Annotated in this window: 14 protein-coding genes; 7 read left to right on the top strand and 7 right to left on the bottom strand. The window is 48.8% G+C overall.

Annotated elements, in window-relative coordinates:
• Positions 1-16: 16 nt before the first annotated feature.
• Positions 17-793 carry a carbon-nitrogen hydrolase family protein gene (locus QXG22_04820; GenBank protein MEM0359312.1) on the bottom strand — a complete coding sequence of 259 codons (777 nt, stop codon included), beginning with the start codon at positions 791-793 and terminating at the stop codon, positions 17-19.
• Between the two features lie 160 nt (positions 794-953).
• Here QXG22_04820 and QXG22_04815 point away from each other — a divergent pair, with 160 nt between their 5' ends.
• Entirely contained in the window at positions 954-2,453 is a 1,500-nt protein-coding gene (locus QXG22_04815) for a hypothetical protein (protein MEM0359311.1), read from the top strand.
• 2 nt (positions 2,454-2,455) lie between these two features.
• Here the strand turns inward: QXG22_04815 and QXG22_04810 are convergent, their stop codons facing one another.
• From QXG22_04810 to QXG22_04795, 4 genes are read right to left on the bottom strand one after another with little or no spacing between them, the layout of a single operon-like run.
• Positions 2,456-2,905: a type IV pilin gene (locus tag QXG22_04810; protein ID MEM0359310.1), complete on the bottom strand. Its 450-nt coding sequence runs from the start codon at positions 2,903-2,905 to the stop codon at positions 2,456-2,458.
• On the bottom strand, positions 2,893-3,681 hold the full coding sequence (locus tag QXG22_04805) for a hypothetical protein (GenBank protein MEM0359309.1): 789 nt from the start codon (positions 3,679-3,681) through the stop codon (positions 2,893-2,895). The genes QXG22_04810 and QXG22_04805 overlap by 13 nt, the downstream gene beginning before the upstream one ends.
• On the bottom strand, positions 3,681-5,447 hold the full coding sequence (locus QXG22_04800) for a DUF2341 domain-containing protein (GenBank protein ID MEM0359308.1): 1,767 nt from the start codon (positions 5,445-5,447) through the stop codon (positions 3,681-3,683). Before QXG22_04800 ends, QXG22_04805 begins: the two co-directional genes overlap by 1 nt.
• Positions 5,431-6,984, bottom strand: a complete 1,554-nt coding sequence (locus tag QXG22_04795; protein ID MEM0359307.1) for a DUF2341 domain-containing protein — start codon at positions 6,982-6,984, stop codon at positions 5,431-5,433. The genes QXG22_04800 and QXG22_04795 overlap by 17 nt, the downstream gene beginning before the upstream one ends.
• Positions 6,985-7,298: 314 nt before the next feature.
• On the opposite strand from QXG22_04795, the gene QXG22_04790 reads away from it, so the two are divergent.
• Positions 7,299-7,796 (top strand): archaellin/type IV pilin N-terminal domain-containing protein, encoded by a 498-nt coding sequence (locus QXG22_04790; protein ID MEM0359306.1) that lies wholly within the window; start codon positions 7,299-7,301, stop codon positions 7,794-7,796.
• 77 nt (positions 7,797-7,873) lie between these two features.
• Here QXG22_04790 and QXG22_04785 read toward each other — a convergent pair whose 3' ends face one another.
• A complete protein-coding gene (locus tag QXG22_04785) occupies positions 7,874-8,383 on the bottom strand; it encodes a hypothetical protein (GenBank protein MEM0359305.1) in 510 nt (169 codons plus the stop codon).
• Positions 8,384-8,467: 84 nt separating this feature from the next.
• On the opposite strand from QXG22_04785, the gene QXG22_04780 reads away from it, so the two are divergent.
• The 5 genes from QXG22_04780 to QXG22_04760 are packed head-to-tail and all read left to right on the top strand — an operon-like array spanning position 8,468 to position 14,572.
• On the top strand, positions 8,468-9,295 hold the full coding sequence (locus tag QXG22_04780; protein ID MEM0359304.1) for a UbiA family prenyltransferase: 828 nt from the start codon (positions 8,468-8,470) through the stop codon (positions 9,293-9,295).
• The gene (locus tag QXG22_04775; GenBank protein MEM0359303.1) at positions 9,292-10,050 is read left to right on the top strand and encodes a hypothetical protein; all 759 of its coding nucleotides are present in this window, start codon (positions 9,292-9,294) and stop codon (positions 10,048-10,050) included. Before QXG22_04780 ends, QXG22_04775 begins: the two co-directional genes overlap by 4 nt.
• 40 nt (positions 10,051-10,090) lie before the next feature.
• Complete coding sequence (locus tag QXG22_04770) at positions 10,091-10,819, top strand: hypothetical protein (protein MEM0359302.1); 729 nt, start codon at positions 10,091-10,093, stop codon at positions 10,817-10,819.
• A gap of 21 nt (positions 10,820-10,840) precedes the next feature.
• Positions 10,841-12,733 carry a hypothetical protein gene (locus QXG22_04765; GenBank protein ID MEM0359301.1) on the top strand — a complete coding sequence of 631 codons (1,893 nt, stop codon included), beginning with the start codon at positions 10,841-10,843 and terminating at the stop codon, positions 12,731-12,733.
• Between the two features lie 3 nt (positions 12,734-12,736).
• Positions 12,737-14,572: a hypothetical protein gene (locus tag QXG22_04760; GenBank protein MEM0359300.1), complete on the top strand. Its 1,836-nt coding sequence runs from the start codon at positions 12,737-12,739 to the stop codon at positions 14,570-14,572.
• Here the strand turns inward: QXG22_04760 and QXG22_04755 are convergent.
• Positions 14,569-14,938, bottom strand: a 370-nt coding sequence (locus QXG22_04755; GenBank protein MEM0359299.1) for a hypothetical protein, incomplete at its 5' end; no start/stop codon positions are given. The genes QXG22_04760 and QXG22_04755 overlap by 4 nt on opposite strands.

The following is a 14,938-nucleotide window of genomic DNA, read 5'->3' as shown; positions in this document are numbered from 1 at the left end:
GGTGAAGTATAAAAAATTATCCACTGCCAAAAAATTCCCTCCTCCACCACTTACTCGTATCCTCAAGGAAAGGCCATCTAGACCTTGCCTCTTTCAATAGGGAAAAATTGAGTCCAACCTTCAGAATGGTTTCTTCTTCACCAGCTTCTGTCAGGAGTTCCCCCTTAGGAGAAACCACAAAACTGTGTCCCACCACCCTCCTTCCATCAGGATAATACGAGCTGGTATTGTTGACGAAGGCGAAGAAAACGCCATTTTCCAACGCCCTGGTCACCCCCACATATTTCCAAGTCTCCACCCTGTTTTCCGGAATGTTGGAGGGGTTGAGGAGGAGTTGGACTCCCCTCGAACAGAGTACCCTACATACCTCAGGATACAGAACATCCACACAAATCACCACGCCAACTTTAGTCCCAGCAAGCTTGAGGGGACCAAAGATTTCCCCCCTGCTCAAAAAGCTCCTCTCTCCCGTAGACTTTGAGGGAAAGAGCTTATCGGAACGCCCCACTATTTTTCCCTCGTTGTTCAGGGCATAGCATTTGCTCAAAATTTTCTTCCCTTCTCTCAAGTAGGTCCCTCCCGTGAGGAGGAAAAATTTTCCGTCCCTGCTGATCTCCGCCAAGACCTCCAGAACCCCCTCCCATTCCTTCTCCTCTAGCACTTCCCTTCCCAACCAATTCTCAGGAAGACAGACCAAATCCACCCTTGAAATCGTGGAAAGAAGATCCACCATACGACGGAGGTTCTCTTCCCTTTTTTCTCCCCTAGCGAACTGTACAAGAGCCAGCCTCAATCCTTCGTGCACAGAATCATTTTTTCGTGTACCAAAATTTCAATGTTCCGAAAGGGATATATTTTAGTTTTACATTTATTATAAGGAGTTCGGGTGGGGGGGTAACCTGGCTTACCTAGATCATCTCGAACTGGCGCTCAGTCCGGAGGGCTTTGCCAGATTGAAAAAAAGTGAAGTAATCTACCTCCAAGATGAGATTTCTGAAAAGTTAAAACATCTGAGCATGGGTAATCGCTTTGTTCCTCCCGAGCTCTGGGAGCTAGAACCATGGATGGCTAATTGGGTGAAGGAAAAGTACAGATGGGAAGAAGGGGTCTATCACCGACTAGCATATGAAGAATTCATGGAATGGGCCTACAGAGTTTGGGAAGGAATCAACCTTTGGAGAAGGATGTTGAAAGAAAATCCAAAAACGGAAGAACTCATTACCACCGAATGGCTCGGATATCTAGGAGCTCCTCCAGGTTTCATCACGAGACCCGACCTCGTCCTTCAAAACTTCCCCTTTGATTATCCCGCTACCTTTGTCTGGTTCCATTTGGACTTTTGGAAGATGGAATTTGACTGGGCAGAAGGTATACATTTCAGAAACAGAAAACCTTCCTTTTATTGGGCCATAGGAGTCAGTGAGGATCTCGCTTCCCACATGACCGAAGAGGAGAGGATGAACTTCCCGCGCTCCTACACCATTTCTCCCACCAATTTTACCTATTTGCCCTACCGCAAAGATTTGACGACCGGTCTTAGACTTTTCGAACTTCCCAAGAAGTACTCAATCAACCCACTGGAATGGTTCCCCGCTGCCAGAAACATCGTAAGGGATTTCCTGGATGAGATGCTTCCCTGCTGGTCTAAGTTTCCCTTGGTGCTCTCCCTCTCACCTGGTGTGAGCGGTATAGGAAGCCAACAGAGCTGCTGGAGCTTTTCCGGTTTCATCTCCGAGGTATGGCTGGCCAATCAAAACTACAGGCTTGGATGGCCATTTTTATACTATGGCTACGATGGACCACCTGTCCCCGAACAACATCTCATCAAGATCATCACTAGGGAAGGTTTCGTGAGGTTAATGTCTGGCCTTTACTTGAGGGGACCCAAAGGTTTATTATGCGACGCTGTGGGGAAGAATTCCAGTCCACCGAAGAAGACTCCGCTCCTACATTCCATTCGCAAGCTCACACTCGAGGGAAAGATGTTCAGGGAGTTCGCCCGTCCCTTCGACGATGGAATACCTCCTCCCAGAGCCCTGCTCACGGCCATGCCGGCCCCCATCTACAAAGAGACCACGCTGAAAGAGCTAAACCTCTGGGAAAATCCCGAAAACCTGCCCAAGGAATACAAGGAACTCCTAGAGGCCGAGGCTGGTGTGGACTTCAAGACGGGAAGGGTCCCACCCTACGACGAAGTGCCGAGGCTGAAGTGGCTCTTCGATCCCACGATAGAGTGGCTGAAGCCAAAGGACTTCCCACCCATAGACTGGTCGAAGGGACAGGTCTGGCCCCTGGACATCACGAGGGAGAAGATGGAGATCATGGTGGAGGAGGGCTATGATGGTTCGGGGAAGGACCTCCTCCACTACAGCTGTTTGGCCGACAGGAAGCTGGGACAGTACGGGAAGACCATCATGCTGGGGACGATGCCCTACAAGCTTCCCGAGGAATGAGTTTAACTTACCTTGATTTCCAAGAGCATTTGTCCTCCTGGTCTATAAATCACGGAAAGGGAATCTCCCTCCCTCAGCCCTGAAAGGGGGAAAGAGAGTTCATCCCCTCTGGAGAATTTCACCTTGCCCTGCGTGGAACTCTGTCCGTTGAAAAGGGCCTCTCCTTCCACCTCCACCCTCACCCCATTCACTCTCACCTCCAAGTTGTTCCAAGAAATGGCCCCGTTGGAGAGGCTGAAGGCTTCCGGAAAGGGGTCTCCTCCTAAATGCTTGAGAACGAGATTCTCCCTTCCATACTTATCCTTCTCCATCTTGAGTTCCAACAAGGCTTGAAGGGGACCTTTTATTTCCCAGCTTCGTAGGGCCAAGGAAAGGGAGGAAGCCAGGAGAACTGCCATTCCTATGAGGGTTATTATCCCCACCATCACCGAAACTCCCCTTACGCCAACCAAACAGCCACCCTCCTGAGGTGTTCAAAATAGTAAAGATCTTTTATCCCGGGGGACGTGACTTTGCCCAAAACGGTAAGCTTTAGACCGGAGAGGGTGGCGTTTAGACCCTTCGAATTCAACTCGTCCCTCAATTCCACTAGATACTTTTGCCAAACATTTTCATACTCAACCCTTCCCGTCAAATCCACCACCACATTCTCCGCATTGCAATTTTCTTCCGCCCATACCAAATACCTCTCCTCCAAACAGGTCAAGGTAAGGGTAACCGGACTCCTCTTGGAAAGCCTGATGTTCTCCCCTACCAGATAAATCCACTCCACATCCACCCTCACCTTATTCTCCCCAATCTCCAAGGCCCTGATCAAGAGAGGCGGAAAGGTCATGACGGAAGAACCGCTCTGCTCCAGCAATATCCCTCCACCTTCCAGGCTTAGGGTATAGGCGGGGAAAAAACGGGTGTCCATAGAGTACTTCAATCTCCCCAAATCATTTTCTTCCCATTTTACCCCAAAGGAAAAACAGGCTGCCTTTCCAGTGGGGAAGAGAAAAAAGGAAGAAGAAGACATGGGGAAAACGAAACTAAGGGAGTCCCCTTCCGCCATCCGATATAGCGAGCTCTGGAGGACGGAAAAAGTTCTCCTCACTTCCTCCATTTGGGCCATCTCCCCACTCTTGGTCTGGGATTCGAGAAAAGGGGGGAGGAAGAGGAAAAGGGCCATAACCACTAGGAGCACCAGCACTGTGGCCGCCACCACCGTTATTACCCCCCTCCCCATCACACCACCCCAACTCCGATCCTAGTATACCTCTCGTAGTACAAGATGTCCTTTACCCCCGGAGTGTCGTCAAAACCCTCCACCGTTAACTCGAGCTTGGTTGGGTCGAGAGAAAGCCCGTAGTAGGGAGGAAAAACGGATACCAAGTATTCCAAGTACTTTCTCCAAGCCTGCCTGGTATTGGGAGAGACCCAGTTCTCTAGACTCAAGACCACCCTTTCCTTGTTGGGCCTTCCGCCCTCAGGGTAAATCGAATACTCATCGGAGGTACACACAAAGCGCAGAGAAACGGGTGAATTGGCAGCCAGCTGAAATACCCGGTTCTCAAACAAGCAAAGGCGTACATCCACCCTCACCCACCTAACCATGTTTTCCTCCCTTACTTCGCTTATCCTGAGGAGCGCCGGAGGGGAGAGCATCTCAGCGCTTCCTCCCGATACCCTGAACAATCCCCCACCCTCCACCACCAAATTCAGATCACCAATGTCAAGACCTTGGGGGGTAAACCCCATCCTCCCAGCCCACTCTCCCCACTCCACCTTCTGCGGGGAGCCGAAGCTCACGGTGGGCTCAGGAGAAGTCCACCTTCGAACGAGAATCCAATCTACATAGAAATCGTTGTTGGTAGCGTCTCCCGAGCTATCATGCCAGACCGAGACCCCCACAAACCTTTTGAGATTATCCCAGCTGAGATAGGTGACCTGATACTCGCTTGACGTCAACAACGTGTTCCTGGCTGAGTCTAGATAGGAGGACTTGATGTAAAATCCGGTCCTCACCCTCAGCTGGTGGATGTAGTAAGTGTTTGAAGAAAGGATACCAAAATTCTCAAAGTTTTGACTGGAAGTACCAGTAGCGTACCACATGGAAGCTTGAACTGTAGAAATATAAATTGCCCCGCTTCCGAATCTTCCCCCAAGATCCGTCATGTTATCATCGTTGCGCGAAAACTGCGTACCCTCACGATATGCTGATAAAAATTTGTACCTCTTCTCGACCACGATATCCTGTGGGAAAACATTGGCACAAGTTATACCTGCCCTGTAACCATCCGCATATGATCCTTTCTGGACCGTCCATATTCTGAACTCTCCGCCTGAAACCGAATAGCCAAAGGCATTCCTAGGATTGTGCCAGGTCCACTTGCTGGTATCCAAAGCCGTACCATTAAAATCTTCAAAAAGAAGGAAGGTAGCCTCCCCGTTGCTGGCATCCGTCGCGTCTGGATTCCCATAGTAAACGTATATCAAGTTGTCTCTTCCGTCGTTCGCCTTGAATCTGCGTACCCAGACTATGACTTTGTCCGGGGTCCGGTTCTCAATCCAGTAGGGCAAGGGAAGGCCCCACTCCTCCTCGAAGAAACGAAGGTCCCCATAATCCGTTTTCATCTCGGGGGCCCTGGGGATAACTAGTTTTATCTGATAATCTGCTGGATGATAGCCCTGTATGGTGATGGGCATCCTGCGTGTCCAGCTGTAGTTCCACCAAGCGGGGGGACCACTCACCCATAGGGTACCACCTGTTTTTCCACCCACATTTAGCTTGAAAGGCAAAATCAAGGTAGTCCCGTTCTCCATTTTCTCCATTCCCTCCTTCAACTGCAGAAAACTCTTGAGAAGAGAACTCAGGGTCTCCGTTTCTTCGTTCCTTGAAGCCGCCTTCGAATAAGAGGAATAGACGGTTATGGCTAAGCCCGTGAAAATTCCTATCACCAGTACTGCCCCCACGATGGGAGAAAGGCCTTCTTGCCTAAGCCACTGCTTCAACCTTCACCTCCATTATCCTCTCGTAATAATAGAGATCCTTAATTCCAGCTGAGGTATTTGTCCCCAAGATGGTCAATCTGAGTGGATTTAAAGTGTCCAAGCTGGCATTAAGTCCCCTAGAATTGAGCTTATTCCTCAGATCTTCTAAGTACACTTGCCAGGCCTTCCGGTACTTGGGTCTCACCATGCTACTCAAATCCACCACCACGTTCTCTCTGTTAGGTCCTCCTACAGGCATTTCTGTATAACCGATATTGATGCATCTCAAACTGAGCTTCCTCTCCCCAAGGGAAGAAACTTCCAAAAAAGGACCTTCCAACAGCAAGTAAGTCAGAAGGAGGGTATTTCCTTCTCCCTCCAGAAGGAGAGGGGGAGAGAGCATACGACATCCCTTTACATCTTCTACCAGTACTGCCCCCCCTTCCAGAACAAAGCGGGTAGTGGGGGTAAACCATCCTCTCGTTTCCACCTCCAAGGAACCAAAGCCCAAGCCCACAAAAGGTCTCTCCAAAATCCTCTCCTCAGAACCCAAAACGACCGAGGGCTCTGGGTCAGTATATTTTCTCACATACAAGTTTCTGATCCTGTGTTCATTGTTGGTACCACCCGTTCTAGCTCCCCAACCAAAAAAAGTACCTGTCTTGGATCTAGGAGAATCCTGTAGGGAACAAACCCTTACACCATCATACCAAATCTCGGTGTTCTCGTTTTCTCCCGCTGCTTTCCTCCAATGTCTTATCTCGATGGAATGCCATGTTAAGTTATCTATATCTGTTATCTGCACTGTGAAAACTGTGCTTCCCGCCCACTTAATTTGTATTTGATCATCGTATTCATCGAAAATGAAGTGATAGCCACCCGCATTTCTGTCCTCGTCAGTGGGGGTCGAGGTGCAGTACGCATAAAGCCATGTAGCGTCTCCCCCCTCCCCTCCAGGAAATTCTGTAAAGAGTCCCGCCCAAAGCTCGAATTTTGCCAAAAAGCCTTCTCCCGGATTGAGCCTATACTCCAGCTGTCCGTTAAGACTACCTTTATTGGGAGTGAGCCTCACATATCCCCTACTCGGAATGTATTCCGCCACGCCTTTCAAAGTCCCCTTTGGAGGGGAACTCATGTCCTCCATAATCAACCAGAGGGCAGAGGGATCGCTGGCACTCTCCACACCTTCCATCCCATAGTACATCTCTATGCTCTCGGTCCCAGAAGCAGGGAGATAGGGAACGTTCACCCATATTACCGCGTTCGATGGAGTCCAACTCTCAATATAATATCTCAGGGGAACCTCCCCCCTGTAGAATCTTATATCCCCTCCATCGGGCTTCACCTTGCTGAAATCGAAATTGGTTGAAGTGAGTTCCACTTTTACCGGGAAGTCTGACAAGGGATAGTTCTTCTGGTTGGTGATGGTGATCCTCCTCATATACAAAGGACCGGAAGGAACCAACTGGAGTCTTCCTGCTCTTCCACCCCAAGCCGAAAGAAGGGGTTTTTCAATACTAAGCCTAAGGTTTACTTCTAATTCTTCTCCCTTTTCCATTTTCCAAAGGGAGGATTGTAAATTTAAAAACTCGGTTTGGAGAAAGCTGAGCAGCCTACCTTCCGAGCTCCTTGTGGCCAAGCGCCCATAAAGAACCAAAAGAGCAGAGCCCGCTAACAGGAGTACCAACAAAATGAGTACCACGCTCACCATTACTGAAACTCCCTTGGAATCCCCCATCTTTCAATTTTCCCCTTCGAGAGTTAAAAGGTGGGAGGGACCACATGTGTTACCTTTTCATGCCACCATGAATAATTTTCCCAACCTTTTTAAGCTCTCCGCTTTAAAATATTTTAGAAAAAAGGAGGTGGAAAATGGACCAAAAGGGAGTCTCACCCATGATAGCAACCATCGTGCTGATAGCCATAGTCTTCGCCGTTGCAGCCATCCTAGCGCTTTCTCTTGCCTCGGCTCCACAGCCAAGTGTAATCTTCAGCGGACAACTGGCGCTGGACAATCTGCAATCGGGAAGAGATGTCATAGTTATCAAACACACTTACGGAGAGAGGGCTATCAACGCGGTTGAAATCGTTAAGCTCGACAATGGGGATAACATAGCTGTTCTGAAAAATCTTGAACTCAGAGTAAATGGGGTAATCGAAAATAAGGTCATCTACTTGGTCTCAGAAGGGAAGTGGGAAAACTTAGAGAACCAACTAGACCTTGGCAAAAAGATAGGTAAAACCTACGCCCTTGTGGTGGGTGATATTGTAAAGGTAAGGCTTTCTAAATCCTTAGCAGTTGGTGACACAGTATTACTCAAGTGGGTGCCCAAAGATCAGAGTCTTGTGGAGAAAACGATAACTTACTAATCTCTTTAATCTCTCTTTTCTTTTTTCAATTTCAGTCTGGAGTAGTCTATCCCGATCCAAACAACGTTACTTGGCTTTCACACCACTACCATTTCCACCAGTGTTTGCCCAGTAGGAAGATATACTACTGCTATTATTTCCCCAGTCTTGAGCGGGATTTTCCAGTTTTCCAGCCTCACCTCATCTCCTGGACCCAAGTTGACGACGATAGGAGCCATGGGTTGGTAATAGAGGTTCTCCTGTATTAACACCATATCTTCTACCCTATCCTTGCTAAGTTTCGCCCCATTCACTCTAACTTCTATTGCCTTCCAATTTTCCAACTTTCCCTTAGCCGTTCTAGCATCCACTCTGTTTTCCTGTCTCATCAAGAAGGCTCCAAAGAGATAATCCCCCCATTGATGCTTGAGAATCAGTTTTGGGGGAGAGTTCTCGTATATAAGAGAAAGAGAAACTCTCCTCGGGGGAGGACCAGCAGGGGCGAGGGCAGCCAGATAGCTGGCCAAAATGGTGATACCGAAGGCTATGGCCAGCGTAAGGAGTAAAATGGTGGCCACTAGAGGGGAAATTCCTCGACTCGAAGACATCAATTTTCTCTTTCTCGGATTAAGATAAAAACCAGAATCAAAGATTACCCCATTCTCTAAATGCTACAAATCCTTTAGAAAGATGTGCGCGAATACCTCCGGTGTCTAAAATTGGGCAGTTCGCTGATAGTACTCAGCTCCCTCTACCTAGGAATGGCTCTTGGAGGAAGGAACCTCGCCGTACCTCTTCCTGAGTTCCTTCTTCTCTGCGCGGTGGGAATAGGGATTTCGGGAGGAGCACAGGCCCTCAACATGTACTGTGATGTAGAATGGGATAGAATCAGCCATCCCGAGAGACCCTTCCCCAGCGGAAAAGTTGGGGGAAAAGGGCTCCTTCTCCTTTCAATCCTCCTTTTCTCCCTTTCTGCCCTTTCCCTCCTTTTGGGTCCCTTTCTCTTCTTTCTAAGCCTGCTGGGGGTTCTGCTGGGCTTATTGTATTCCCTACCCCCCTTCCCCCTAGGTAGATGGTATACCTCCTATCCGGTTTCTTCCTTGGGTTACGTCTTTCTTCCCTTCCTCGCCGGATATCTCTCTCTTTCCCCGCTAACAGGTGAAGCCATAGGAATAGCCCTTTTCTTCACCCTCCTCTCCCTTTTCCTTTCTCCTCTCAAGGATCTGAAGGGAAGGAAGGGTGACAAGAAAAGTGGGAAGCCCACTCTCCCCTCGAAGCTGGGAACCAAAAGGACTCTAATTTTTTCCCTCTCCGGAGCCTCCCTCACTCTTCTCTCTTTTCTCTTTCTCAATCCTAAAGGACCAGAATGGTTCCTAAGCTACTTGATCTGCACAGTCACCTTTCTCTTACCCACCCTCTTTTTTTCAGAAGGTCTACTACGCAACGATCCTTTCTGGCTGGTGAGGCTTTGGGCCCTAACTTCCCAGCTTTTCTTTGCAGGATGGTGGGTTTACCTGTGAGTGCCCTACGAGCCATCCTAAACTCTTGGAGAAAGGTCCTTTTCCATCCCGAGCAACTCAAAGGGGGAAAGTTCACCGAAACCTTTATGGTACTTTTTTCCTTCTTTTTCGGCTTTGCTTACAACGCCCTTCACTACTTCATCTACCCGGGCTGCGCTTATCACGACGGTGTAATAGTTTACAAACCCGACCTTCAGTTTTGGCTCCACCATCTTTCCGGGGGAATGGGTGCGGTGGCCCTCTTTTATTATGCCAGCGTACTTGGGTACTACGGTGTGAACCTTTTGGGAAAGAAGATCTCATACGATAGAATCCAGCATGTGGTTTTTTCGTGTATGTTCCTTTATCTAACCCCTCTTTTTCCCGCCTTCCTTTTTTACTCCCTGAATCTAAGGGATTGGATCTATCTGGAGCTCTATGAGGACTGGATGGGAATACCCACAGGAGTATTGCTTACTGGTATCCTGGGAACGATTATATCCTTCAGAATTTTCAGGTCCTTCGGTTTCGGGCGTGTTTCTTCCTTCTTTCTCTCCCTTCTCCTTCTACCCCTTCTCTATTTTGGAGGCAAGGGTGCCTTTCTTTTCCTAACCCGCAAGGCCTTTCATACTTCCAGACCTCTGAGATATGCTCTCTGGACGATATACTTCTCCGCAATTTCACTCCTTTTCTGGGTCGCAGGAAAGAGAAGGAAAAAAGTCCTGCCCGTGCTCAAGAGGATGTGGATGGATGAAGGAACTCCTTCTCTTTTATAGGATTAAAGGGTGGAAAAACAAACTCAGCTGCCTTAGATTCATGGTCTATCCTCTACTCGGCTTTGCCCTTTCTCCTTTCAAACCGTTGAACATAACAATAGATACTCTAGTCGTGGCCGGAGGATCCATGTCTGCTTACGCCATCAACGACTATTTTGATTTCAAACTAAAGGGTGAGAAGAACTTCTCCTCAAGAATGACGAAAAAAATGGGTGAAAAGAAGACTCTCATTTTGGCCTTTCTCCCCCTCCTTCTTCTTCCCTTGGCCCTGTTTACCACTCTCCCCACTTTCCTTTCTCTCTTGTTCCTTCTCTTCCTCACCCTTTCCTACTCCGCACCTCCCTTCAGACTCAAAGAGAGGAGATGGGGTTTTCTAATACCTCCCCTCTGTTCTCCCCTGCTTTTCCTTCAGGCACATCTCGCCCTCGCCTTTCCTCCCTCTCGGAGAGCTCTTCTCCTCCTTCCTCTTCTTTTCCTCTTTCAACTCCACTTGGAAATCCTACATCTGTTGGACGTGGGGAGAGTAAAAAGTGTCAGATGGTTAAAAATCCCGCCCTTTCCACACTTTCTCCTTTCCTCTTTATTTTCGCTGGGGGATTCTTTCTTTTTGATAGGTGTTTTCTCTTCTTGTGTAAGATTTCTAGCCGTTAGAAGGATAAAAAGAAGGACCAATTTCCTAGAGTTGAGGAAAAGGGCTTGGAAACCGGAAATCTTTGCGGAAGAGCTAGCCCTCTATGCCATTCACGGTCTAGCAAAGGGGATTAAGTAAGATACAAGAAAGTTTTAATTGATGAGGAGGAAACTGGGAGTCTCCCCCCTTTTGGGAATCGTTTTGCTCGTTTCCATGGTCTTTGTGCTGGGGATAGGTGTTTCTATGATCGCAGAAAGGGTGGGGGGACCCAACCTCCAAAACCTACCGGACGTCTTACTTCAAATATGGAGGAATTTTCCTGGAAGGGGTGCCATAGGAGTAGTCAACGTAACGGGAAAAGAAATAGGAGAAGCTTTCTACGCAGACTTCCTGATGGATACAGAACTAGGTAGTCTCTTTGAGAATGTAAAATGGAAAAACCTTGAAGTAAGGATAAATGGATTAACAGCGGAAAACGACCTAGAATACGTTCTTTACGTTTCTCCCCTTACCCCAAGTTTGAAGGTAAAGAATTCCCTTCTTCCCTTCCCCTCTGGGGGAGGGATGGTAGTCTTTTCGTACAGGCAAGGTTTCCTAAAGGAGGGGGATAGGGTGACCATAATACACAAACCGAGCACATGGACTATTGCCAATACCATCATGGCCCCCCCTTGGGAATGTACTGAAATAGGAAGCACTTGGATAAGACAAAACCTAGTGGACTCCTGTATTTCCCTCAGGGCCCTCCAACTTCGCACGTTGGAGAGGGAAATGGTGAATGCCCTCTCTCCCAGCATCGAAGTCAGATATAACGAAAACTATCGATGGTATAAAGAGGACTTCGACCGAGCTAGAAGCTATATTCCAAGAATCGAAAATTTAGCTGGAGAAATTCAACTTCTCCTGAATTCCTGCAAGGGCACCGGCGGGTACTTGGATAACGACATGAGGGTGCTGGATTACTATTTGGATATGGTAAGCGAGCGTGACTATTACAAACTCTGCATAGCCTACAAGAGCTGGGACCAAGCTAGAAGGGGGATACCTAAGGAAAACAGGCTCCTCTATTTAGTCGTGAATGGACTGGAGCTCATTTACAACATGGAAAATCCCATCATAAGGGCTTGGGATCCTTCCTATGTGAGTACTTGGCAAACCACGGGTCCTCGAAAGGGGACCATAGAAAATGTGGCAGAAAATATAACCAAGAAACAGTTGCTCCCTCTCATAGGTACCATAGAGAACCTACTCACCCAACCTCCTTATCCTGGAATACCCGTGGAGGCCCTAACATACTTTGGGGTCTCTCCAGAAATGGACGATCTTTATGAAGACTTTTACCGCCCTGCCATTGTCCCTGTTCTTAAAAGCTACCGATGGGTAGACAACACGACTTTTGAGTTTGTCATTCATGTATACAATGTAGGAGGGGAAAACGCCAACAACTTCACCAGATACGCCACTCTCTGGTACAGCACGGACAACGCATGGTGGGTTTCCAAATACTTCAAGAGAGCCAAAGATTTAGGATATACAGGCAGTGTAGAAAACATGTTATATGTATTTCCCGAGAATTGGCTGGTTCCGATGGAGAACAAATTCATAGCCACTTGGGGTACAAGGGTTTACGACAACAGCTACCACAACACCTATCGGTACACAGCCAGGCTAAGGTTAGAGAACTGGTGGGCGACCAGGCCTGGTCTCCAGGGAAGAAAATACCTAGAGAACTTGAGTCCGGAGCTGGTCTTCTTTGGTTTGCAAGTTCCTTATTATCCCGACAACGGAAACGTTGTACTCTATGCCCGTTTAGAAAATAGGCCGGAACATAGAACTGCCGATAAACTAAACCTCGCCCCAGGGACCTATTGGGTGGACAACATAAGAATCACCCCTCCCAAAGCTGCTGACAACCGCATATGGTTAGAGGATTACTATTTCTTCTACCAGCATCCCAAGACAGGAGAATGGGAATGGCAGTACTTCTGGAACATCCACTGGAGTCCTGGAAGACCTCCACCCGGCGGAAGTGGTGGGGGAGGAGGATGTTGATAGATGTGCCTCAGGAGTGAACTTGGTCACAAAAGCGTTTCTCCACTCATAGCCACCATCCTCCTCATCGTGGCCACCCTCCTAACCGGTGGAATCCTAATTGAAGGTCTGGGGAAACTGGGGGCTCCCCCCATGCCACCCCAAACCGTGGTGCAACTCTGGACCAACTATCCAGGATACGGAGGGATTGCTATAGTTCATGCCAGCGGAGAGGGAATAACCAAGGCCTATAGAGCAGACATCTTGGAGGAAACACCCATGGGAACCTTGTTGGAAAACATCAGGTGGCAGAACATAGAGTTGAGGGTGAACGGGGTGAGGGTGGAGAACGAGATCGACCTAGCTTTGGCCACAGGACCCGTAAAGCGAGGAATGAACGACCTCCCCGGCCCAGGGGAGGCCCTAGTTCTCTCCTTTTGGGGAGAGAACCTGAAGGTAGGAGACAAGGTAGAGCTCATTTACACTCCCATAGGGTACAAGATAGCTGAAGCTATCGTTCCAGAGCCCACTCCTGGAAGGGCGTACGTGGATACGGCCATCCAGCTCAGGGCGGCCAGGATGCTGGGAAGGCAGGAGGCAACGGTGGAGGCCATGAAGAAAAAGAATTTCCAGGAGGCCCGCGGGCTGGCCTACGAGCTCCAGGCCATAGCGAGGGACCTTCACGACAACTACCTGGCTCGCAGCAAGTACCTGGAGAACAACCTCTGGGAACTGCACCGGTACATGCCAGATCTGGTCCCGGAGAACCTTTGCAAGACCCTCATCGTGATTTACGAGGGATGCTTGCCCCACCTCATCAACGCGCTGGAGGCAATAGATAACATCATTTATAGGTGCCTGCATGTAAACGACCCTTCTCTTCTCTACATTATGGCCAAAACTAACATGAGATTTGCCGTAGAAAACTCCAAAATAATCAACTGGAACATCAGTATGGTAGAGAATTTAAGGTGGAGCAGCAAGTACTATACTCCCCTTCCCGGAGAAAACAAAGACTCTCCTCAGAGCAAGATAAGGAGAATGGAGATCCTCAAGGCCATACCAGGGGGTTTTATCCAAGATTTAGGCAGGGACCTGTACTTGCCTTTCTTGACCCCGTGGGTAGAAAGTATTGGTATTAGTATCGACATAATCCCCCCAGACATAGGGGGTGTCTTGAATGTCACGCTGGGAATTGCCAACCTAGGTACCACTAGGGTGGAAAACGTTGTGGCTAATATGTACATGTGGCTAGACAACTCGGAAAACCCTGAACCGACACCCCGCGATACTAATTTTTGGCCCTCTAGGTTTTTTGATAAAACAGACGAGGTAGATGGAGATTTTTACAAGATAAAAGTGAAGGATGAGTTTATTTCTAAACCGCTCTTCCCCATGCAAGATACGACCATGACCATGTGGCAGCATATAATGTGGAATTTCGGCTGGCCTACGCTCCCCTATCCCACCAAGTGCGAGGGGCAGTACTGGTGGGTGGACGAGCATGAGCTGGTGGAGAGGTTTAAGAGATGGGGATTGACTTACGACCTCAGCGAAAACAATCATCCCATAATAGAGTTTTTCCGCAAATACTACAACTTACCGACCTCCGCTCCCTATACTGGGGATGGGGGGAGGGCTTTCTATTTCGAAGATGCATCGATAATAGGTTGGAGCTTCGGGAATCTCAGTCCTGGAGAAAACCGTATACTATCAAGAAGTAGAAATCTCGGACTAGATTTGTCGAAAGATGACGCGTTCTCACTTGCTGAGCTTTACGTCGTGGGGGACGATGCTTTCTGGAATAGAAAGACTGAGCTAGATGCTTTCGCGGTTTGTTATATAAGGCCAATATGCTAGTGTGGCTCAAGTAAAGGTTGCACCAAAGAGACAAATAGTCTTTTCCGCCTTATAAGAAAATAGTAGAAGAGATGGGCCAAGGAAGAGGACTTCCAGTGACGGAGGTAAAGTTCTCTTCTCCAACCCCTTTCGTACTCCCTCAGTCTCTCCTCCCCCCTCCTCAGGGCCCCCGCGCAGACCTTCCCCCCCAGCCAGCCCGTGAAGAGGGCGGCGTTGAGCCCCCCTCCCGTGAGGGGATCGGCGAAGCCCCCCGCATCCCCCACCAGCAGGACCCTCCTCGCCCAGGTGCGCGTAGAGAGGGAGAGGGGGATGAAAGCCCCCCTGGCACCCCCCTCCTTCACCCCCAGTGCTCTGGAGAACCTCCTC

The sequence above is a fragment of the Candidatus Hadarchaeales archaeon genome, assembly GCA_038736355.1.
Classification (GTDB): Archaea; Hadarchaeota; Hadarchaeia; order Hadarchaeales; family WYZ-LMO6; genus WYZ-LMO6.
Note: the sequence above shows the minus strand (reverse complement) of the source record. Positions and strands in the feature narration are given on the sequence as shown.

What these genes read in the sequence shown, in the direction of transcription:
- QXG22_04785 (MEM0359305.1), bottom strand. Translation starts at nt 8,383, where the DNA reads ATGTCTTCGAGTCGAGGAATTTCCCCTCTAGTGGCCACCATTTTACTC.
- QXG22_04795 (MEM0359307.1), bottom strand. Translation starts at nt 6,984, where the DNA reads ATGGAAAAGGGAGAAGAATTAGAAGTAAACCTTAGGCTTAGTATTGAA.
- QXG22_04765 (MEM0359301.1), top strand. Translation starts at nt 10,841, where the DNA reads ATGAGGAGGAAACTGGGAGTCTCCCCCCTTTTGGGAATCGTTTTGCTC.
- QXG22_04790 (MEM0359306.1), top strand. Translation starts at nt 7,299, where the DNA reads ATGGACCAAAAGGGAGTCTCACCCATGATAGCAACCATCGTGCTGATA.
- QXG22_04760 (MEM0359300.1), top strand. Translation starts at nt 12,737, where the DNA reads ATGTGCCTCAGGAGTGAACTTGGTCACAAAAGCGTTTCTCCACTCATA.
- QXG22_04770 (MEM0359302.1), top strand. Translation starts at nt 10,091, where the DNA reads ATGGTCTATCCTCTACTCGGCTTTGCCCTTTCTCCTTTCAAACCGTTG.
- QXG22_04805 (MEM0359309.1), bottom strand. Translation starts at nt 3,681, where the DNA reads ATGGGGAGGGGGGTAATAACGGTGGTGGCGGCCACAGTGCTGGTGCTC.